The 18665-nt window shown below is 69.9% G+C and carries 23 protein-coding genes; 7 read left to right on the forward strand and 16 right to left on the reverse strand.

What is annotated here, in order from left to right:
- From EF903_RS13125 to EF903_RS13175, 10 genes are all read right to left on the reverse strand, one after another.
- Positions 1 to 1352: pitrilysin family protein (locus EF903_RS13125; RefSeq protein WP_148142516.1), on the reverse strand; the 1352-nt coding region annotated here is incomplete at its 3' end.
- Complete coding sequence (locus tag EF903_RS13130; RefSeq protein WP_125543398.1) at positions 1349 to 2257, reverse strand: hypothetical protein; 909 nt, start codon at positions 2255 to 2257, stop codon at positions 1349 to 1351. The genes EF903_RS13125 and EF903_RS13130, both read right to left, overlap by 4 nt.
- Positions 2254 to 2901 carry a flavoprotein gene (locus EF903_RS13135; RefSeq protein ID WP_125543399.1) on the reverse strand — a complete coding sequence of 216 codons (648 nt, stop codon included), beginning with the start codon at positions 2899 to 2901 and terminating at the stop codon, positions 2254 to 2256. Before EF903_RS13135 ends, EF903_RS13130 begins: the two co-directional genes overlap by 4 nt.
- Before the next feature lie 5 nt (positions 2902 to 2906).
- Complete coding sequence (locus tag EF903_RS13140; protein WP_125543400.1) at positions 2907 to 3872, reverse strand: LLM class flavin-dependent oxidoreductase; 966 nt, start codon at positions 3870 to 3872, stop codon at positions 2907 to 2909.
- Positions 3873 to 4046: 174 nt separating this feature from the next.
- Positions 4047 to 4232, reverse strand: coding sequence for an LxmA leader domain family RiPP (locus tag EF903_RS13145; RefSeq protein WP_125543401.1), 186 nt, complete (start codon positions 4230 to 4232; stop codon positions 4047 to 4049).
- A 56-nt stretch (positions 4233 to 4288) separates the two neighbouring features.
- On the reverse strand, positions 4289 to 4645 hold the full coding sequence (locus EF903_RS13150) for a helix-turn-helix transcriptional regulator (protein ID WP_260615167.1): 357 nt from the start codon (positions 4643 to 4645) through the stop codon (positions 4289 to 4291).
- Positions 4646 to 5106: 461 nt separating this feature from the next.
- Positions 5107 to 6306 carry a PP2C family protein-serine/threonine phosphatase gene (locus tag EF903_RS13155; protein ID WP_125543402.1) on the reverse strand — a complete coding sequence of 400 codons (1200 nt, stop codon included), beginning with the start codon at positions 6304 to 6306 and terminating at the stop codon, positions 5107 to 5109.
- A 235-nt stretch (positions 6307 to 6541) separates the two neighbouring features.
- The gene (locus EF903_RS13160) at positions 6542 to 6817 is read right to left on the reverse strand and encodes a hypothetical protein (RefSeq protein ID WP_125543419.1); all 276 of its coding nucleotides are present in this window, start codon (positions 6815 to 6817) and stop codon (positions 6542 to 6544) included.
- A gap of 409 nt (positions 6818 to 7226) precedes the next feature.
- Positions 7227 to 7436 (reverse strand): hypothetical protein, encoded by a 210-nt coding sequence (locus tag EF903_RS13170; RefSeq protein WP_125543403.1) that lies wholly within the window; start codon positions 7434 to 7436, stop codon positions 7227 to 7229.
- Between the two features lie 4 nt (positions 7437 to 7440).
- On the reverse strand, positions 7441 to 8055 hold the full coding sequence (locus EF903_RS13175) for a DUF5994 family protein (RefSeq protein WP_125543404.1): 615 nt from the start codon (positions 8053 to 8055) through the stop codon (positions 7441 to 7443).
- 651 nt (positions 8056 to 8706) lie between these two features.
- Here EF903_RS13175 and EF903_RS13180 point away from each other — a divergent pair.
- Both EF903_RS13180 and EF903_RS13185 read left to right on the forward strand, forming a co-directional pair.
- The gene (locus EF903_RS13180) at positions 8707 to 8808 is read left to right on the forward strand and encodes a hypothetical protein (RefSeq protein WP_399420751.1); all 102 of its coding nucleotides are present in this window, start codon (positions 8707 to 8709) and stop codon (positions 8806 to 8808) included.
- Positions 8805 to 9239, forward strand: a complete 435-nt coding sequence (locus EF903_RS13185) for an NUDIX domain-containing protein (RefSeq protein ID WP_125543405.1) — start codon at positions 8805 to 8807, stop codon at positions 9237 to 9239. Before EF903_RS13180 ends, EF903_RS13185 begins: the two co-directional genes overlap by 4 nt.
- Before the next feature lie 739 nt (positions 9240 to 9978).
- Here the strand turns inward: EF903_RS13185 and EF903_RS13195 are convergent.
- The 4 genes from EF903_RS13195 to EF903_RS13210 all read right to left on the reverse strand — a co-directional run bounded on the left by EF903_RS13195 (position 9979) and on the right by EF903_RS13210 (position 12976).
- Positions 9979 to 10320: a hypothetical protein gene (locus EF903_RS13195; protein ID WP_125543406.1), complete on the reverse strand. Its 342-nt coding sequence runs from the start codon at positions 10318 to 10320 to the stop codon at positions 9979 to 9981.
- On the reverse strand, positions 10317 to 10586 hold the full coding sequence (locus EF903_RS13200; RefSeq protein WP_125543407.1) for a hypothetical protein: 270 nt from the start codon (positions 10584 to 10586) through the stop codon (positions 10317 to 10319). Before EF903_RS13200 ends, EF903_RS13195 begins: the two co-directional genes overlap by 4 nt.
- A 570-nt stretch (positions 10587 to 11156) precedes the next feature.
- The gene (locus tag EF903_RS13205; RefSeq protein WP_125543408.1) at positions 11157 to 12251 is read right to left on the reverse strand and encodes an ImmA/IrrE family metallo-endopeptidase; all 1095 of its coding nucleotides are present in this window, start codon (positions 12249 to 12251) and stop codon (positions 11157 to 11159) included.
- A 41-nt stretch (positions 12252 to 12292) separates the two neighbouring features.
- Positions 12293 to 12976, reverse strand: a complete 684-nt coding sequence (locus EF903_RS13210) for a hypothetical protein (protein WP_125543409.1) — start codon at positions 12974 to 12976, stop codon at positions 12293 to 12295.
- A 680-nt stretch (positions 12977 to 13656) separates the two neighbouring features.
- Here EF903_RS13210 and EF903_RS13220 point away from each other — a divergent pair.
- Positions 13657 to 14571 (forward strand): nuclease-related domain-containing protein, encoded by a 915-nt coding sequence (locus tag EF903_RS13220; RefSeq protein ID WP_125543411.1) that lies wholly within the window; start codon positions 13657 to 13659, stop codon positions 14569 to 14571.
- Here EF903_RS13220 and EF903_RS13225 read toward each other — a convergent pair.
- Entirely contained in the window at positions 14544 to 15227 is a 684-nt protein-coding gene (locus EF903_RS13225; RefSeq protein WP_125543412.1) for a YdcF family protein, read from the reverse strand. The genes EF903_RS13220 and EF903_RS13225 overlap by 28 nt on opposite strands.
- Complete coding sequence (locus EF903_RS13230) at positions 15224 to 16018, reverse strand: GntR family transcriptional regulator (protein ID WP_125543413.1); 795 nt, start codon at positions 16016 to 16018, stop codon at positions 15224 to 15226. Before EF903_RS13230 ends, EF903_RS13225 begins: the two co-directional genes overlap by 4 nt.
- Before the next feature lie 175 nt (positions 16019 to 16193).
- Here EF903_RS13230 and EF903_RS13235 point away from each other — a divergent pair, with 175 nt between their 5' ends.
- From EF903_RS13235 to EF903_RS13250, 4 genes are all read left to right on the forward strand, one after another.
- The gene (locus tag EF903_RS13235) at positions 16194 to 16523 is read left to right on the forward strand and encodes a hypothetical protein (protein ID WP_125543414.1); all 330 of its coding nucleotides are present in this window, start codon (positions 16194 to 16196) and stop codon (positions 16521 to 16523) included.
- A gap of 2 nt (positions 16524 to 16525) precedes the next feature.
- Complete coding sequence (locus tag EF903_RS13240; protein ID WP_125543415.1) at positions 16526 to 17875, forward strand: FtsK/SpoIIIE domain-containing protein; 1350 nt, start codon at positions 16526 to 16528, stop codon at positions 17873 to 17875.
- Between the two features lie 79 nt (positions 17876 to 17954).
- Positions 17955 to 18146, forward strand: a complete 192-nt coding sequence (locus EF903_RS13245) for a hypothetical protein (protein ID WP_125543416.1) — start codon at positions 17955 to 17957, stop codon at positions 18144 to 18146.
- A gap of 20 nt (positions 18147 to 18166) precedes the next feature.
- Positions 18167 to 18665, forward strand: a 499-nt coding sequence (locus EF903_RS13250; protein ID WP_125543417.1) for a DUF2637 domain-containing protein, incomplete at its 3' end; no start/stop codon positions are given.

The raw sequence follows: 18665 nt of genomic DNA on the forward strand, positions 1-18665 counted from the left end.
ACGGAAGAGGCAGCGGGTGCTGTGGTGCCGGTGGCCGTGGCGGTGGCGCGAGTGGGGGGCGCGGGAACCGGGGCGACGGCGCGGACGGACGTGCCCAGGCCGCGGAAGGGGACCGGTGTGCCGCCCGGGAGCAGCGCCAGCACCGCCCGGTGTCCCGCGGCCAGCGCAGCGGCGGCCGCGCGGACCTCGCCGGCGCCGAGGGCCCGCAGGCGGGCGGGCAGCTCGTCGAGGAGGGCCGGCTCGCCGAAGAGGATCTCCAGCCGGCCGAGCGCGCGGGCCCGGGGCCCCGGCCCGTGATGGGCGCGCAGGTGGTCGTCGGCGAGCCGCCGGGCCGCCTGCCGGACTTCGGCGTCGGCGACCTCCGCGGCGTCCGCGATGGCGCGCAGCGCCTCGTCGACGCGGTGCAGCGCCGCCCGCACCCCGTCCTCGTCGGCGGCGGGCAGGGTGACGACGAGGGTGTCGGGGTCGAGCGCGTCCAGCGGGCCGAAGAATCCGCAGCCCGCGTCGACCGGCGGCACGGCCAGCAGCCGGGCCGCCACGAGCCGGGCGAGGTAGCCGTCGAGGTCGGTCGCAGGGTCGGGCAACCGGTAGCCGAGGCAGACGGCGCCACCGCCGGGCACGGTCCGTACGCTCACCCGGTCCGCGGTGAGCGGGGGCTCGGCCAGGACCGGGCGGTGCGCCGTCCCGGGCCGGCCGGGTCCGGCCGGGACCGCGGCGAAGTGCCGGGTGACGAGGGCGGCGACCTGATCGGGGTCGTCCGCGCCGCTCACCGTGAGGACGGCGTTGCCGGGGGCGTAGTGCTCGCGGAAGAACCCGGCGCAGTCCTCGGGGGTCAGGCGGGCGAGGCCGGGCAGGTCGCCGTAGCCGTCGTGGGTGTTGGCCCAGCGGTCGTAGAGCAGGGCGGGCAGCAGGGGCCAGGGCAGGCCGCCGAGCGGAGCGTCGTACACGGCGGCCTTGATCTCCGCCTCGATGCCGGTGAGTTGCTCGGCGAGGGCGTCCGCGGTGAAGCGGGGGGCGCGCATCCGGTCGGCCTCGGCGGCCAGCGCGCGCTCCAGGGCCGTGGCGGGAACGACGTGGACGTAGTCCGTGTAGTCCTGGTGGGTGGTGCCCTCGGCGGATCCGCCGGCGGCCAGGAGGCCGGCGAAGTAGGCGCGGTCGGGGAAGCGTTCGCTGCCCTCGAACATCATGTGTTCCAGCAGGTGTGCGACGCCGGCGCTTCCCTCGGGCTCCGAGCGGAAGCCGACACCGTAGTGCACCGAGACCGCTGTCAGGCCCCCCGCGCCGGTCGTGTCGATCAGTACGCGCAGCCCGTTGCCGAGGGTCAGCCTGCGTATGCCCGTGCCGTCGCTCATGCGGCCGCCTCCTCGGTGAGGGTGGAGGCGAGCAGGCCGTACAGGCGGGCGTGGCCGGTCGAGGCCGGGAGGTACGCAGCCGTGTCGTGCGCGTGGAGCGCGACGCGCAGGGCGGTGCCGTGCAGGTGGCCCTCACGCGCGGCCGCGGCGTCGCCGCCGTAGCCGTCGAAGAGGGCGTCCAGCAGCTGCTGCCAGACCTGCGGGTCGGCGGCGGCGCCCAGCAGCCAGCGGAACTCCAGGAGTTCCCCGGCGAGCCAGCCCAGGTCGAAATGGGGCGGGGCGGTGCACAGGTCCTCGCCCGTCAGCAGCACCGCCGGTGCGGCTCCGGCGGCGGGAAGGAGCGAGCCGAGGCCCGGCGCGCCGTGTGACAGGACGTGGCCGTCCGCGGGGGCGAGGGCCTGCGTCACCCAGGCGAGCAGGGGGGCGACGGCCGCCTCGCCCAGCAGGTCCGCGGCGGTGGCTCCGCCGGCGGTGGTACGGCCGGACAGCCAGGCGTGGAGCCGGACGGCCGCGCGCGCGGGCCGCCGGGCCTCCTCGGGGACGGGCCGGCCGTGGAGTGCGGCGAGCAGCGCCCCGACCTCCCTGAGGGTTCCGGTGAGCGCGCTGCGGCCGCCGGGGACGGCATGCGGACCACCCCCGGCGATGAGCCAGTGGGCCACGGAGTACGGGCCGGGGGCGGCGTACGTCCGGGCGCCGTCCGGCGCGGGGTCCCCGGTCAGCAGGCGGGCACCCGGGCCGGGGGAAATCTGCTCGACGAGCTCGCGCAGGCCGGCGGTGAGCGGCGCGAAGGCCTCCGGGGCCCCCGCACCGGGCCGGCGCAGCCAGCGGTGGCCGCCGTCGGGCAGGGCGGTGACGGTGGTGGAGAGCAGGCCTGTCGCGAAGGCGTCGACCACGACGCCGCTCACGGCGCCGGCTCCGCCGTGATGCCGCGGTGCAGCGCGGCGAGGCCGTCCACCACGTCGGGGAGCGGGGCCGGGGCCCAGCTGTCGGTGCGCCCGGTGGTCAGGCTGAGCGCGGGCACGGGCGGCACGACGACGCAGTTGGGGCGCTCCGCGAGGGCCTCGGCGTGGCGGCGGTAGGCATGGCTCCGGGCGCCGCCGGGCGGCAGCGCGGGGGCGACGGCGACGGGTGCCGCCGTGCACTGCGCGGTCAGCAGCGAGGGGCTGTCGGCGAGGCCGAGCGCGAGGCGGGCGGTGTACGAGAACGTCGAGGGGTAGACGAGTACGGCCTCGGCCCAGGCGGTCAGGTCGACGTGCGGGGCGCGCAGCACGGGCTCGTCCGGCCAGGCGTCCACCAGGGTGCGGCGGCCGGTGAGCAGGTTGAGGGCCTCGCGCGTGACGAAGCGCTGGGCGCTGCGGGTGAGGACGGTCTGGATCTCCAGGGCGGGGTGGGTGGCGCGCAGCCAGGTGATCCAGGAGGGCAGTTCGGCGGCGGAGACGGAGCCGGTGGCGACGAAGAGGAGCCGGGTGAAACCGAGCCCGGCGGGCTCGGTGCGTGCGGCGGAGCCGGTGTCCCCGGTGCGCTGGGTGGGGTCGGTGGGGTCGGTCATGGCGGCTACCAGCCGTTCCCGTTGAACAGCGCCTCCAGGTCGCGCAGGACGGCCCGCGGTCCCTCCGTCATCCCGAGTCCGGCGTTGTTGAGGACCACCTCGTCGGCGCCCGCCGCGTGGTACGCGGCGATACCGGCCGCCATCTCCGCGGGGTCGCCGGTGAGGGCTCCCCCCGCGGCGAGCAGGCTCGCGGCGGTCGCCGACGGGTCCTCACCGTCCACCTCGACGCCGGCACGGGTCAGCATGTCCCGGTAGTGCGGCGCGGCGAAGTGGTCGGAGCTGCCGGCGCCGAGGACGGCCAGGGTGTTCCTGCCGTCGGCCGCGGCGGCCATGGGAACGATGGACACGACACGCGGCGCGGGCCGCCCCACGGCTTCGGCTCCTTCGCGCAGCGCGGGGACGATGACGTCGCGCACGTACGACGGCGGGGTGAGCCAGGTGATCGCGACGTCGGCGGTCTCCCCGGCGATCCGGGCCATGCCCGGGCGCAGCACCCCGAGGCCCACCTCGACCGGGGGTGCGGGCGAGCGCGGGATGGAGCCGGAGTAGGAGAAGTAGGTGCCGCGCTGGTCGACCTCGTCGCCGTCCAGCAGTCCGCGGACGATGGTCAGGTATTCACGGCAGGCCGTCAGCGGGCTCTTGTAGGGCTCGCCGAGCGCCATCGCCTGGAAGGCGCGTGCACCCGGGCCGAATCCGGCGGTGACCGGATGACCGGACGCCGCGGCGAGGGTGCGGGCCTCGATGGCGGCCTGGACGGGATGGCGCAGAGGCATCAGCGAGACACCGATCCCGAACGGGACGCGCAGACCCATTCCGCTCAACTGGGCGAGGATCTGGTGCTGTTCGTTGAGGAGCACCTGTCCCTGCCAGAGTGCCCGCGCTCCCCGCCACTGCACGAACGCGGCGAACGGCGCCGCCTGCTCCGCGCGGGTCGGGACGATGGGCAGGAGAACAGAGACACTGCGGCTCATCGCCGGACCTCCGGGAGTCACGGAAGAGGAAGGGCAGGAAAGGACGAAGGTGGGAAAGAATGGGCGGTGCCCTGCCCGGGTCGGACCCCGGGCATGGGCCGGGGCGGCCCTGGGCGCCTTGCCCGCGCCCAGGACCGCTCGGTTCAGCCGTTGCCGGCCGCCTCTACTGCCCGATCAGCAGCTGTACTTCCAGGAAGCGGTGCCGGCGGCGACGCTCACCTTGGTGTAGGCGATGGTGGTGAGGGTCGGCGTGATCGCCGGGGCGTCGGCCGACGCCTCGAAGTTCAGCTCGGCGGCGTCGGCGTAGGCCTCGAAGCCACCGACGAGCTCCATGATGTTGACGTTCTCGATCTTCTGCATCGCGCTCTCCCGATCATTGGAAACGCCCGCCTCTGGTTCCGGCGGACGTCGCCCAGTCAACAACCATGCGCCGTGGCAAGGGTATTGGCCCTTGGTGAGGTGTCCCTTGGGACAATGTCCCCGGTGCAGATGAGCGGATGGTGCAGATGGGCCATCAGTGCGGCTTCGAGCCGGGAACTGACGCCGAGCTTCTCCACGATGCTGGCCACATGTGCCTTCGCGGTCCGCTCCACGATGCCCAGCCGCCGGGCGATGAGCCGGTTGGGCATGCCGTGTCCGAGCAGCGTGAGCACCTGTCGCTCGCGCCCGGTCAGTGTCTCGATCCCCCGTGGATCATTGACGGCGCCGCGCAGTAGTGTGCAGTCGCAGGCCCCCGCGCTGTGCGCGTCCCGTTCCGCGTGCTGGTCAGGCACTCGAACGGCGCTGGACGCGCGACGGGACTCCATGGTGTGCAAAGCAGCCACCCTCCCCCGATGAACTGTTCAAAACATGATCGTAAGCATCGGGTAACGGAAAGGCAAAGTCTCTGCACATGAGACAACTCACATGCTAGAGCGGCAAACCGGCGGGGCCTCGACCCATCCTTCCGACCGGATGTCATGCATCTGGGGGCCGCGCGCCGCAGTGGCCTACCGGCCCGCAGCCGGAGACCACCGCCAAAGGCGGCGACGTTCGGCGGCCCCTCATCCGACTCGCGAAGGCCGGTGTGCCACGCTTCGCCGACCTCTTGGCCGGAGGCCCCGGCACTTGGGGCCGCAAACAGCTTCTGAGCTGCGGGAGCGCCAGTCTGGCGCCGCTTCTTCGCCGCGTCTTCGGCTCCCTTGCTGTTCCGCTGCTGACCGCCTCTGCCGGCACGTTGTGGCACGGCGGCGGATCAGCCGCGCCACTCGACCAGGACGAGAGTGGCGTCGTCCGAGGTGGCTTCGCCGCGTGCTCTCCTGAGCGTGTGGGACAGGTCCCGCGCCACCGCGCGGACGCCTCGGTCCGTCTTCTCCAGCTGGTTCACCCAGTCGATAAGCTGGTCCTCGCCGAACTCCTCCTGCCCGCTCTCGTGTTCCTCGACGAGGCCGTCGGTGAAGCAGAGGACGCGGTCCCCCGGTTCGAGTACCACACTGCTGACCTGTGGCTGTGCCCCTCCGAAGCCGACGGGGAGGGTGGTGGGGCTGTCCAGGCGGCCCATGACACGGTGCTCGCGGATCAGGACGGGGGCGGGGTGTCCCGCGTTGACCCACTGGAGACGGCCGGTGGTCGTGTCCAGGCGCATCATCTGGGCGGTGACGAAGTGGTCGGGGGCGAACTGCTCGGCCACCGCCCGATCCATGAAGAGGTAGATCTCGGACAGCTCGACGCTGATGCGGCGGGCGTGCCGGTACGCGCCGATGGCGACGGTGGCCATCGTGGCCGCGTCCAGGCCGTGCCCCATGGCGTCGATCATGGCGAGGTGGAGGGTGTCGGCGTTGAGGGCATAGTCGAAGCTGTCGCCGGCCACGTCGTAGGCGGGTTCCAGGACTCCGGCGACGGCGACGCGCGGCATGGTCATGGTCAGCGGCGGCAGGAGCGACCACTGGATCTCCGCGGCGACGTTCATCGGCTCGCTGCGGCGTGTGCGGAAGAAGAGGTCGGTGTAGTCGTTCTTGGTCTGCAGGAGGTCGGCGACCAGGCCCGCGATCCGGCGCAGGATGCGGCGGACGTCGTCGTCGACCGTGTCCAGGGTGACGGCAAGGACCCCGGCCTGGTCACCGCCGCCGAGCAGCGGTGCGTGGACGCGTACTCCGTCGGCCGTCGCCAGCTCGACCGGGAGCGACGTGAGGAAACACCTGCCGGCATCCGAGCCGTCGATGGACAGCGGCTCGCCGCCCGTCAGCCCTTCGGCGAGCAGGGGAACGAGCCTCTGCTGCTGATAGTCCTGGAGCAGGATCTGCGGATTCCTGCCGCTCAACCGGCCCACCGTCTCGGCGACGACCAGCCCGACCCGGTCTGGAGGCAGATCGTGTGCCCGGTCCAGGATCGCACCCAGGAGTCCCTCCCCGAAGCTCTCCGCGCGATCGGGTTCCCCGAGCCGTCCGACGGTCATCCCGTTGCCTCCAACCGAGCGGCGATGACCTCGTTCGGTCCTGCCGTACGGGGCGGGTGCCGCGGTCGCGCGGTGACCGGGTACCGGAGCGGCCCGCACCAGCGATGTGGCCTCCAGGATGCTTCCCGGCCTCAGGTCACGCCACCCGGCCACCGTGCGGCGGCACCGGCGGCAGGCGGCCGGCGACGCCCTCCCCGGGCCTTCCGGGCCCGCCAGGTCCGGAGGCGAACCCGGTTCAGTCGCCCTCTTCTTCCTCCTCCGCTTCCATGAGGCGGATGCCCTGGTGGGTGAGCGAGACCATTGCAGGTGTGTTTCCCGGCTCCCAGTCGACGGTGACCAGTCTCTCGCCCGCGAGGTAGGAGCAGGCGGCGGCGAGATCCTGCTCCGGGATGCGCAGGTCGTGGTTGAGCGCGGCTCCGGTGATGCCGAGCAGGCGGTTGCCTTCGGCGGCCGTGTAGAGGGCCTGGAGGATCTGTCGGCGGTACCGCTGCCGCTCGTGGAGTGTCGCCATGGTGCGTGGTCCTGTCGTCGTGGTGTCGTTCGTGGCCGGTCGGGGTTCCTCGGTGTGGGGGCCGGGGCCGGTGGGCGGTCTGCTGGTGGCGAGCCAGGTGCGGGCCTGTCCGGCGGCGGTCAGGGTGTCGACGGTGAGGTGGAGCCGTGTGCCGCCGCCCGGCGCGGGGTAGCTGCGCTGTTCCGCCCCGGCGAAGCACCGGCGGATCACCTCGGCGACCGCGCGGGCGGCCTCGGGCGTGGCCGAGACGATACGGATCTCGGCGTGTCCCCCCCCTGCCGCAGGGGCCCGCTCTCGGTGGGGTGCAAGACGGCGTGCTCCGTTCGGGCAAAGCGAGAGGCCGACGGGTGGGTTGTCCCTGGTGTCCAGTTCCCTGCCCGCGGCCTTCGGTCGGAGGAGTGGTCTGAGGTCAGGGCCGGGTGTCCGTAGGCCGGCGATGGGTGATTCGCTCGGGCGGTCTGGGGTTGCCGTGGCCGGGGGGACGGCTGAGGGAGGGGTAGGGGCCGTCGAAGTGGTGGGCCGCTATGCGTGCGTCGTGCTGGGCGTTCAGCCGGTGGATCAGGCGTGTGCCGAGCGCGATCAGAAGTGCGGCTGCCACGAGCGTGATCACGGTCTCCATGTCCTCACCTCCCGGTGCGTCCCGGCAGCGGCAGCGGGATCATCCGCGCGCCGACGACCGGGTGCGCCGCGACGACGGGGTGCGCCGCCGGGTGCGGCTGGGGCGCTGAGGCGGCCCCGCCGTCGGTCTCCCAGGTGTCTTCGCTGCTCCGTGCCGCCCCCATCCGGCGGCCGGTCGCGGCCTCGCCGGACATGAGCGCGCTCGCGGTGAGGACGCTGCCGGGGAGTGCGGCGGCGTCCATCAGCCGGGCCGCGGAGGCGGGTTCCGTCTCGGGCGGAATGACGAGCAGGTCGCAGCGGCCGGTCGTGTAGGACAACAGGATGACCTTGTCCGGGTCCTGCTCGGTGAACCAGCCCACGTGCAGGACGTGGCCGGTGACGGCGACCTTGTGCGGGACGACGGGCCAGCGGTCGGGGTTCACCAGGACACGGGTGATGCGGCCCCAGCGTCCTTCGAGGGCGTCGGCCAGCGCCGGCAGCTCGGCTGCCAGGTCGCGTGAACGGGGCCACCAGGCGCCGTCGAGCTGACCGGCGAGTGTGGTCTGAGGGGTGAGCGACAAGCGGGCCGGAAGTCCTGGGGTGAGGGCGCGGTTCGCTGTCCTGTCGAGGGTGGTGGTCATGGCGGACCTGCCCCCGGGCTGCCCGTCGGCAGCCCGGTTTCTCGTGTTCCCCGGAAATGACACCTGCGTGGAAGCTGGTGCTCGAAGTACTTCCGGTACTTCCAGCGTACGTCTGATCAGCCCGTTTTCGGCCTGATACGGGGAGGTACTTCCGTTCGTGCGGACAAGTGTGCGGCGACGGGCGGACCTGCGGGAGCCGGGGTTGTCGTGAGATGCGGCCTGCCGTGGCTCCCGGCCGCGGCCGTGGCTGCGCGGTCGCCTACGGCCCGAACCATTCGGGTCATCAAGTACTGGCTGGTCGGCGGCGGCTTCGTCGTGGCGGCGGCGGCGCGCCGGCCGGCCGACTGCTCCACGCCGGCCACCTCGCGTACCTCGCGTGACACGTGCACTGAAACGGCGGGGGTGAGCCGCCATCCAGGCCAGGCCGATGTTGCCGCGCGCCGCGTCGATCGACGTCGAGCGCATGCGCCTCATGGAGGCGGTGCTCGCAACGGCCCCAGCGCATTCACTCCGCCGGGGCCGCCCTTCCGGATCGACACACGTGAGCGTGTTCGATCCAATTTCCATGGTACGACCGCGGGCCGGACCCGGCCCTCGCGCAGTCCGGCTCAGCCGAGGCCCGAGGATGTCGCGGCCCTGGTCGCGTTCCTCGTGGGTCCCTCCGCGTCGTCCATCACCGGGCAATCCGTCCACGTCGACGGCGGCCGGCTGCTGAACTGGGACGCCGACAAGCAAGGAGACAGACCGAAATGAAGGAACGAGTCCGCGCCGTCCTCGTCACCGCTGACGACACGATGCTGGTCATCCGCCGTACGAAGCCCGACATCCCCGAGTACTGGGTTCTCCCCGGCGGCGGCGTTGAGCCCAGCGACGAGTCCCGGGAGGCCGCCCTCCACCGGGAGATCCACGAGGAGATCGCCGGGAAGGCCGACATCGTCCGCCTCCTCCACACCGTGGAGTCCGGCGACGAGCGCCAGCTCTTCTATCTCGCCCGCATCGCGACCTGGTCCTTCGAGGACCGCACCGGTCCCGAGTTCAGCGCCGAGGGCCGCGGCGCGTACGCGCTGGAGCAGATCCCGCTGACCGTGGAAGGGCTCGACGGCATCAACCTCAAGCCCGAGGAGATCGCCCACGTCCTGCGGGCCGCCCTCAGCGCCGGGACGCTCGCCCTGCCCGGCCGCTGAACGGTCCGGGCGCCTTCCGGGGAAAACCTGCCGTGCTCCCGGAGGAACAAGGCCGCCGCCATCGACGGCGGCGGCCTTCGGCCCGCCGCCCGCATCGGCGAGCGCCCCGCGGCGCACGACCCCGACAGGTCTGGACAACGAACAAGCCCCAGGTCGCTGACCTGGGGCTTTGTCGTGGAGCGGATGACGGGAACCGAACCCGCGCTACAAGCTTGGGAATCACTCGGCACTTGCGCCTGTGCATCACGCCTGACCTGCGGGAACGGGCCCTGGCGGCGGCGTCGTAGCTGCTTCCGCCGCCCCTTGTCGACTGCTGTTTACCGCATCTACTGACACGTTGTGGCACGGCTTTCGCGCGGGCTGGATTTCCGAGGGCGCTGTTGTCTGGTCCACCGAGCGGACAGGTGTACGGGAAAGTGACAGGTCACTGCCAGAACACCTCCTCGACGATGATCTGAGGGTCGGCGGTGCGTCGGGTGAACGTGTAGTGGATCCAGCCCCGGCCGTGATCGAAGTAGCAGACGTACAGCCCGTTCGGCACCGTCGACCGAAGCGGCGCGATACGGCAGCCAGGCGGGAGATCCGGGAGTTGTCGATGCCACGGAACAGGGGTCCTCGGCGGTGACCAGTTCGGCTCGGATGCCGTCGATCAGGTCGCGGACCGGCTTGGGCAGGGAGTCGCGGGCGGCTCGGGCCGAATCGACCCAGTCCATCTGCCAGGGCGGCCCCATGAAGTCGCTCACTGGCCGGGCTCCGCCTTCCCCGCCTCGCGCCGAAGGTGCGCGGCCTGCGTGAGCAACTGCGTGGCTTCGGCGTTCGTCGTCGCGTCGGCTGCCCGGCTTTCCAGATCGTGGATGTGCCGGTCGAGCGCGGGATCGCGGGCGACGGCGAACTCGGCCCACCACTGGGCGAGGAACGCCGGCACCGGGGCGATGTCGTGAGCGTCGCCGATGGCCCACTTCCAGTGGGTGTCGAAGTCGGCGAGGAGCTGCGGTGTGTGCTCGGCGATCGCGGCGCGCAACGCCTTCGTGTTCCGCTCGGGCATGGGCGGGATGCCTGACGGCCTGGGGGCGGTCGTCATGCCGCCACCTCCTCGCTCCCGCTGCCCTGGGCGGCCCGCTTGGCCTTGTAGGCGGCGGCGAGGGCGGACGCGTACTGGGGTGTCCACTCCATGTGCCTGGCGACGGCCGGAGCTCCGCCGCGGCCGAGGTCTACGGCGATACGCCCCGCGGTCTCACGGAAGTGCGCGACGGCGTCGTCGGCTGCCTTCTTCGCCCGGTCCAGTTCGAGCTTCTGCCTGTCGGTCAGAGTGGCCTGCGGAGCTCGGGTGCGGGGTTTGCCGGTCATGGGAAGAGTGTGGACCCCACGCCGATAAATCGCAAGGATTACTTGTCATTAAGAGCCCTGCTCGAAACCGAAGATCTTCCATCGAGGGCGACTCCGAGTCCAGCGGCCGGTGTGTGCGCGGGTGACCTGCCGCCCTTCCTCTCTGTCGAGGTCAAGCGGCACCTTGGGCGGCTCGCGGAGTGCGGGTGCCGGTGGCACGCGAAGAGCGCGCGAGGCCTGAGAGGTCTGGACAACAAACAAGCCCCAGGTCGCTGACCTGGGGCTTTGTCGTGGAGCGGATGACGGGAATCGAACCCGCGCTATAAGCTTGGGAATCACCGATCCTCCACGCCTCGTCCAACGTGTGACCAGCGAGAACGGGTGCCAGGGGGAACCCTGGGGCTCGCCCTGGCACCCGCCGTTGACCGCCGTTCCCCGCCTTACCTGGCACGCGTCTGGCACAGCCGGAGCGGTCAGACAAGCCGGGCCGTCACTGCACCAGTGCGTTCCGCTGGCTGCTCTCGCGTGGCCTACCAAAGCTGGACCCCTGCTGCCGCGGGTGCAGATTCTTGATCACGGGAAATTGCTGCTTCAGCGGACAACTGTGAGACGGGCTCTCGAAGATGTCGGCTTTGCAGTAGGGCGGCCAGACCCCGCGCGAACGGTAACGACTAGGCCAAATATCCAGCTACTCAGTTCCTGCGCGGTGACATCGAGCTCGTCTGCCACGTGACGCAAAGAGATTCCCTTGGATTGCGCCATATGGAAAACCTTCTCCAGGAGTTGAGATTTCTCGCGCCCCGGCATTCCCTGCGGCTCTGATGACCGATATCCCTTTTTGCTCAGCTCCACGCAGGCTTTCCTGTAGTGCCAATCTGAAAGAATCCCTAGGTCATGCAGCCTGTAAGTCAGAGCCATAGCTGCAACCTTCCATACGCGCTTGGCGGCGATGATTTGGGAAGGTAGGGGAGAGTCGGGCATGATGTTGATCACGCTCGATCGCGGCATGAGGAACGAGCTGGCAAACGCGTTTGCCTCTTTCTCGGCAGCTGGCCCGTATAGTTCCCGCTCCTCGCCGTGGAGCACGAGGTGGCCTAGCTCGTGCGCAACGTCGAATCTCCCTCTTTCCGCACTCTTCAATGTGCTCAAGAAGATGAAAGGAGTCCCGTTGCGCCAAAATGAGAAAGCGTCAACATCGGAAAATTCTGGCGGGAGCGAGAAAACTCGAATGCCCCGGGATTCAACCAAATGTACCATGTTTGAAATTGGAGCATCGCCTAGATCCCACCGGGCCCGCAGGACGTCGGCTGCAGATTCTGGATCGAGTCGTCCCAGCGTGGGGACGTGAGATGTAGGCAGCTTATAGCGACTGGAAATCCATTCGTTAAGCTCCAAAGCCAGAGTGCTTGCGGCGAGAGCGGCATCTCTGGGTGCTGCGGCCAGTTTGCTGCGCGCACGAAATGACACCGCCTCCAGGGGGAGCAGCTCGATACGCGGCTTATGAAAGAAGGACTCAGGGAAGTCCAAGGCTGCCGAGATTTTCGCCAATGTCTCGCTAGCGGGATCGGTGCGCCCAGTCTCGTAGTTCGACAAGCTCTGGAGGCTCACTCCCGCGCGTTCGCCGAGTTCTGCGAGAGTGAGCCCTCTCCGCTTGCGAGCGATGGCGATGCGCGACGAAGAAACCATCTACTACCGCCACCCTCACGTATGCCCGCTTCGCCCCTATCTCACCACTCTTCGACGGCAACGTCGAAGCCGGTGTCGCCATCAGGGTAATCGAACGTCTTTTTGAAGCGGATGGCAGGCAGGAGGATCCTGCGGTCCCAGCTGTCGATCTTGCCGCGAGGGCCAACCCTACTGGGCAGAGACAGCTCGCTCCGCACCTCGATGAACCCCTGCTTCCTCGCGCTGTAGCGGAAGGTCAGCAGGTACCACGTCGTCATGTTGGCGTACTCGTCCTCATTGCGCTGGGCCGCGAGCTCCTCCTCGGCCAGCGGCATTGGGAAGAGTCCGGGGTCGATGTCCTGGTTCCGGGCGATCAGCGACTCCTTCGCGACGCCGGCCGGACGGTGGCTCCGAGGCTGTGGGTTGCCGGGGAGGCCTGTGCGGGCGTCTCCGAGCAGTACGCCGATACCCATGGTCTTGTCGGGGTTGACTGTGAGGGGGGACTGCTTGGGGTCGTAGCGGTGCCACTGCTCCTCGGTCCTGAGCAGGTTCCTCAGGGTGCGCACCCTGGCGAAGTAGTCGAAGGTCCCGGCTGCATTGTTCGCGTCGTCCTTCGTTGCGGCGGCCCGGGCCTCCTCGCCCTCCCTGATCAGCTGCTCGAAGTACTCGTACTTGAGGCCCAGCTTTGCAAGCTGCTCGTCGTGGCCGCCGTGCTCATCAGGCCTGGCCCAGGAGTTCCCGATCACGCACCCCTCCCTAGGGGTTATAGGAACGCCCCCTCACATGAGGAGCGATTTTTATAAGCGTAGCGTGCGACACCGACAACGCGCCGCGATGACGGTCTCTCAAGTGCCTTGACCTGCAGGCCGGTAGGGCCGTGGTATCGGAGCGTGGGCCCGCCCACCACCCACCCCAACTCCCATCCCGTCTGCCGTCGGCCCATGGCATGTAGAGCAGGCGCGGTGCCGGGCGTCCAGGTGGAGCGCCCAACTGGACGAATGACCTGGACGCCCGGTGCCGTGTCTGCTCGGCTTGCCCTGGGCTGATGGCAGACGGGATGGGAGTTCCCCGCCTCAGCCATCCACGGGCCGGCACCCGCGAACGGCGCCCCCGCCATCCCGGAGCCTGAGGCCCCCGCCGGAGGCATGTCGGTGACAGATGGACCCGGCGGCCCGTAGGGGACTGCCGCATGCCCTTGGGCCTATCCCGCCTTGCAGGGGCGGGCGTCGGCGCAGCGCGCGCGGAGCGGGCCGAAGGCAGGAGCGTCGCGCGGAGCGGAGCCGGGAAGCCCGCCCGGCGGAGCGGAGCGCAGCCGGGTGCTTGATGAGGTAGAGAAACCTGTAACAGCTCGCTCTGATGCTGGCGGTCTTGCTGGCGCGGCTCTTGGCTGTTGGCATGTACGTGGGGTGGCATGCATGGAGGGCAGATGAGCGAGCTGACTGTGAGCCGGTGGCAGCGGCATGGCAGGGATCGGCTGTACGTGAACCTGCCGAACGGATCTGCTGTTGCATGGGCCGACCGAGCGACCAAGGTCGTCACGATCAAGGTTCAGAAGTACCAGGACGAAGCTCTTGCCCTCCTCCGCAGGCATCTTGGCGACGGCCTCACCGTGGAAACCTCGGCCGCCACCGTCTCAGCGTCTCGCCCTCTGCCTAATGCCCAGCAGTATCCGCCGACTTTTCGGCAACTTGCTCCACGGTCGACGGCACCCCTACCGCCCCTCTCCCCCAGCGAGGACCTTGCGAAGAACCGTCCGGGCGCCCGGCTTCTCGGGCTGCTCGCGGAGCGAGGACCCTCGACCGCTGAGCGCGTGAAAGCGAAGCTGCTGCGGCAGTCTTCCGACTGGGACACCTGGTACACCGGCCTTGAAGGGGAGCGGAAGGTGGGTCGAGAACTCGCGCGCCTCTCTTCGTTGGGCTGGCGGGTTCTTCACGGCATCCAGAAGAACAATGGCGGCGACATCGACCACCTGCTGATCGGTCCTGGTGGAGTGTTCAGCATCAACACCAAGACTCATCGAGGTGCCTCGGTCTGGGTGGGCGACGCGATGGTCAAGGTGAACGGAGGGAAGCCCCACCCCTACGCAGCAGCGAGCAAGGCCGAGGCCGACTACGTTCGGGGGGTCTTAGAGCGGTACTGCGACTTCGAGGTGCCTGTTGAGCCGGTGCTTGTGTTCGTGGGGGTGGAGTCCTTACGGCGAGCTGCCACGCAGTACGCCGTCCGGGTCTATCAGGATCGCGACGTCGCGGCTCTCGGACCGCTCTCTGGCAAGTTCACCCCGGAACAGGTGGACTCGGTGTACGCCGTCGCTCGTCATCGCCGTGCATGGCTGAGGCCTTGACCTTCCTCATCTCGGATGAGGCGACTTGTGAAACCCGCATGGCACAGGCGTTCGTACGCGCCCAGCACCTCCTGGGGCACCGGCTGGCTGATCATGAAGTCCTGCTCCGGATAAATCAGCAACCGCTGCAAGGCGCCGACAAGCATGTCGATCACCAGGCGAGCGTCCCCAATGACGTCGACGTATTCCTTGAGCGTCATCGGGCTGGAAGCGCTGACGATCTCGACTTCGGGCCACAGCTTCCGCGCCGTGGCGTACGCCCGCCGTTCCTCGTAGGGCTTGCTGATCAGCAGGATGGAAGTCACGCCAATGCCGGCTCCTGCCAACAGTTCCCGAGAGAAGCGAATGTTCTCGCCGGTGTTGCGGGCACGCGGTTCCACCAGGACGGCCGACCTGGGGACACCGAGCTCGATCGCCCGCTCCTGGTAGTGGACGGCTTCGCCGCGGGGCATGCGGTCCCGCGTCGTCGGACTCGTCGCCCCCGTGAACAGCAAGAGCGGGGCCATGCCCTGCTTGTAGAGGTCGACTGCGGTGTCGGCCACGCCCAGATCATGACTCCCGAGGCCGATCGCCACCGAGCACGGTCGGGCCGTGTGCCCCATCTGGTGGTAGTCCCAGAGGCGATGCGTGTCTGCCCAGTTCTGCGCTGAAATCACTCCTGGCCTTCCCTGTCCTTGGCGGAGTCCGGGACCTTGAAGTCGTATTCCCACGCGAAGCGCGAAGCGGCGTGGATCCCAATGGCGAACTCGACCACTGTGCCGGAAGCGGTGTACGTCGTCCGATGCAGCTCGACCACGGGTTCACCGGGCGGAAGTTGTAGAAGCTTCACTTCATCCGCGGTGGGCGTACGGGCGAACAGTCGCTCCTTCATGTGATCGATCTCGTAACCCGCGTCGTAAAGGACGCGAAATCCGCCGCCCCGGCCGGCCGGGCCAGGTGTCGGATCGACGATGCGGGTTCCTTCAACATGATCAGGCCGGTAGTAGCTGGTCAGCGAGTGCGTGGGTTGGTCACCTTCCCTGACAAGCCGCGCGCGGGCGTAGACGGGAGCGCCGGCTTCGAGTCCGTGTGCTGCTGCTACATCAGGCGACGCCTCGACCAGGCTGACTGTCTGTGTTTGCTCGTTACGACGGTAGGCCCGCCCTGAGGCCACCCGATCCGCGATGAACGCAACCTCGTCGCCGTCGCGCCACTTGGCCTTGTCGTATCGAGCGATGCCAAGCCGCTTGAGCGGAACTTGCTGGCGCACGATGGTCCCGTGACCTCGAGAGGAGGTCACCAAGCCCTCCGCTTCCAGCGCCTTGTAGGCGGCGTGCACCGTGGCTTTGGAGCCTTCGCCGGCCTCGACCAGCTCTCTGATCTGCGGCAACCGCTGGCCCGGCTGGTAGTCCCCTCTCTTGATTTGCTCGGCCAGCTTGTCTGCCAGCTCCCGCCACTTGGGCGCCATCTCGAACCCCTCTCGACGAATTCCAGTCAAACACAGTCCTAGGACTGTTGGCATCCTCGAACCCGTTGACAGTCCTAGGACTGCGGGCTCAGTATCAACTCAGGCCGCTCGCAGTCCTAGGACAGCGAGCCTGGCGGCCCTCTCCTGGGCTGCCTCGACAAAACGTGGAGCGCTGATGCCGTCCTTCAAGATCGACCTTTCGACCGCCGTCGTGTTCATCGCGACCGCCCCGACGCCCAAGCTCGTGAGCAAGCAGACCGGTGAGCGGGCCGTCGACCGGGAGACCGGTGCCGGTCTGTCCACGGTGGGCCTGCTGATCTCGGACGAGGGGGAGGGCAACCTCTACCAGGTGACCGTCCCGGAGACCGGTCTCCCCGAGGGCCTGATGCCGGGCATGCCGGTCTCGGTGATCGGCCTGAAGGCCCGGGACTGGGAGAACACGTTCAACGGCCAGACCCGGCACGGCATCTCGTTCCGCGCCGTCGCCCTCACCGTCGGGGCCTGACCATGGCTGACCTGACGACCTTATGGGAGGTCGGCCTCCCCCTGGCCGGTGCGGGCGGTGGTCTCGGATACGCGAAGGCCCGCGCTCCCCGCGTCTACTGGACGCTGGCGGGGCTACCGATGGCACGGGTGCGGCTGGCGGTGACGTACCGGGCGACGATGGACGTGTGCGGGCTGACGGTCCAGCCGTCCCGCCTGCGGGCGTTCCTGGTCCGCAACATCGCCCGCCGCAGCGACGTCCAGCCCGTACCGCCGAAGATCCGCCGGGTGCGGGGCTCCTCGACCGGCATGAAGGTCACCCTGCGACTGCCGGCCGGACTGGAGCCCGCGGACGTGATGGCGGCCTCGGAGCGGCTGCGGCACGCCTGGGGCGTCCACTCCGTCGCCGTGGTCGCCACCCGCCCCGGGTTCGTGGAGCTGCGGATGACCGGCTACGACGTGTTGCGTCGGGTGAAGATGCCGCGCCAGCGCCCGTCGGGTCCGATGACGGTCCCGGTCGCGCTCCGCGAGGACGGCACCGCGTTCGTCCGCGACTACCTCAAGGTTCCGCACGCGCTGACGCTCGGCGCGAACCAGTCGGGCAAGTCCATGTACCAGCGGAACCTGATCACCGGACTCGCCCGCCTTCCGGTCGCCCTGGTCGGCATCGACTGCAAGCGCGGTGTCGAACAGCGCCGCTACGCCCCCCGCCTGTCGGCGCTCGCTGTGACGCCGGAGGAAGCCTCCGGGCTGCTGGATGCGCTCGTGGACGAGATGGAGTCCCGCTTCGACCTGCTCAGCGAGCACGGGGCCGGCGACATCTGGGATCTGCCGGAAGAGGTCCGGCCGGTACCGATCGTGCTCCTGGTGGACGAGATCGCCGAGCTGTTCCTCGTGGCGGGGAAGAAGGACGAAGAACGCCGGGACCGGATGGTCACTCAGCTCATCCGCCTCGGCCAGATGGCCCGCGCCGCCGGCCTCTACATGGAGATCTGCGGCCAGCGCTTCGGCTCCGACCTCGGCAAGGGCGCCACCACCCTTCGCGCCCAGCTCACCGGCCGGACCGTCCACCGCGTCAACGACAAGCAGACCGCAGACATGGGCATCGGAGACATCGCCCCGGACGCGGTCCTGGCCGTCACGATGATCCCGCCGGACATGCCCGGCGTCGCGGTCGCCGGCGACTCCTCCGGCGGCTGGTCCCGCATCCGCACCCCCGAGCTGAGCGCGGACGAAGCCGCAGCGATCTGCACCCAGTTCGCGCACCTGACCCCGGACCTCCCCGGCCTCGCCCCGTACCGGCCGGTCATCCCCGCCGAAGCCGCGGCGAACGGGTCCGCCTCGCTGGTGAAGCCGACCCCGGCGACGGACTAGCTCTCTTCCCCCCTCGGTCGGCGTGACCGTCTCGTGCCAGGTCCCTACCCGACCTATGCCCGAAACCGAAGGGAACCCCATGCCCACCACGAAGAAGACCCCGGCCCCGCGCCGCCGCACGGCCAAGCCCGCGTCCGCCCCGCCGCCCTGCGGCACCTGCGCCGGCACCGGAGAGACCACCGCGACGGTCCGGGTCGGGCGTAAGCGCCGGGAGATCGGCGCCACTCAGACCGCGCTGTGCCTGGACTGCCTCGGCACCGGCACCGCCTGACCCAGGAAGGAAGCGGCCTCGTGTTACGCACCCTGCGCTTCGACGCCGTACTCATCCAAGCCGTCATCGCCGGAGCCCTGTCCTTCGCCCACCTCCACGACCTCGCTGTCGCGGCCGGACAGGACGGATGGAAGGCCTGGGCCTACCCGGTCAGCGTCGACCTGCTGTTGGTCGCCGCCTGGCGCCGGATGCGCATGGACGCGGAGAACCGCGATGCCTGGCTCTGGTTCGCCATCGCCCTCATCGCCTCACTCGGCGCCAACATCGCCACCGCCGGACTCCTCGACCTCAACAACGTCCCGGCCTGGCTGCGGATCCTCGTCGCGGGATGGCCCGCCCTCGCCTTCCTCGGCGGCACCCTCCTCGCCCACGCCCCAGCCCCAGAGCCGCAGACCCCGGATCCGGAGCCTCTGGAGCAGCAACCCGTCGAGCCCGCGCCGGACCTGACCGTGGAGCGGATCCCGGACCCGGCTCCCGAACTTCCGCCGGCCGAACCCGCCCCGGAAGCCACCCCGCCGG

The sequence above is a fragment of the Streptomyces sp. WAC05292 genome, from assembly GCF_003949955.1.
GTDB classification, from domain to species: Bacteria; Actinomycetota; Actinomycetes; order Streptomycetales; family Streptomycetaceae; genus Streptomyces; species Streptomyces globosus.

Bases quoted from the DNA above. Each gene is read 5' to 3' on its own strand.
- EF903_RS13170 (WP_125543403.1), bottom strand. From the start codon at position 7,436: ATGGAGACCGTGATCACGCTCGTGGCAGCCGCACTTCTGATCGCGCTC.
- EF903_RS13235 (WP_125543414.1), top strand. From the start codon at position 16,194: ATGCCGTCCTTCAAGATCGACCTTTCGACCGCCGTCGTGTTCATCGCG.
- EF903_RS13230 (WP_125543413.1), bottom strand. From the start codon at position 16,018: ATGGCGCCCAAGTGGCGGGAGCTGGCAGACAAGCTGGCCGAGCAAATC.
- EF903_RS13175 (WP_125543404.1), bottom strand. From the start codon at position 8,055: ATGACCACCACCCTCGACAGGACAGCGAACCGCGCCCTCACCCCAGGA.
- EF903_RS13200 (WP_125543407.1), bottom strand. From the start codon at position 10,586: ATGACCGGCAAACCCCGCACCCGAGCTCCGCAGGCCACTCTGACCGAC.
- EF903_RS13185 (WP_125543405.1), top strand. From the start codon at position 8,805: ATGAAGGAACGAGTCCGCGCCGTCCTCGTCACCGCTGACGACACGATG.
- EF903_RS13245 (WP_125543416.1), top strand. From the start codon at position 17,955: ATGCCCACCACGAAGAAGACCCCGGCCCCGCGCCGCCGCACGGCCAAG.
- EF903_RS13205 (WP_125543408.1), bottom strand. From the start codon at position 12,251: ATGGTTTCTTCGTCGCGCATCGCCATCGCTCGCAAGCGGAGAGGGCTC.
- EF903_RS13220 (WP_125543411.1), top strand. From the start codon at position 13,657: ATGAGCGAGCTGACTGTGAGCCGGTGGCAGCGGCATGGCAGGGATCGG.
- EF903_RS13240 (WP_125543415.1), top strand. From the start codon at position 16,526: ATGGCTGACCTGACGACCTTATGGGAGGTCGGCCTCCCCCTGGCCGGT.
- EF903_RS13140 (WP_125543400.1), bottom strand. From the start codon at position 3,872: ATGAGCCGCAGTGTCTCTGTTCTCCTGCCCATCGTCCCGACCCGCGCG.
- EF903_RS13160 (WP_125543419.1), bottom strand. From the start codon at position 6,817: ATGGCGACACTCCACGAGCGGCAGCGGTACCGCCGACAGATCCTCCAG.
- EF903_RS13145 (WP_125543401.1), bottom strand. From the start codon at position 4,232: ATGCAGAAGATCGAGAACGTCAACATCATGGAGCTCGTCGGTGGCTTC.
- EF903_RS13155 (WP_125543402.1), bottom strand. From the start codon at position 6,306: ATGACCGTCGGACGGCTCGGGGAACCCGATCGCGCGGAGAGCTTCGGG.
- EF903_RS13195 (WP_125543406.1), bottom strand. From the start codon at position 10,320: ATGACGACCGCCCCCAGGCCGTCAGGCATCCCGCCCATGCCCGAGCGG.
- EF903_RS13135 (WP_125543399.1), bottom strand. From the start codon at position 2,901: ATGACCGACCCCACCGACCCCACCCAGCGCACCGGGGACACCGGCTCC.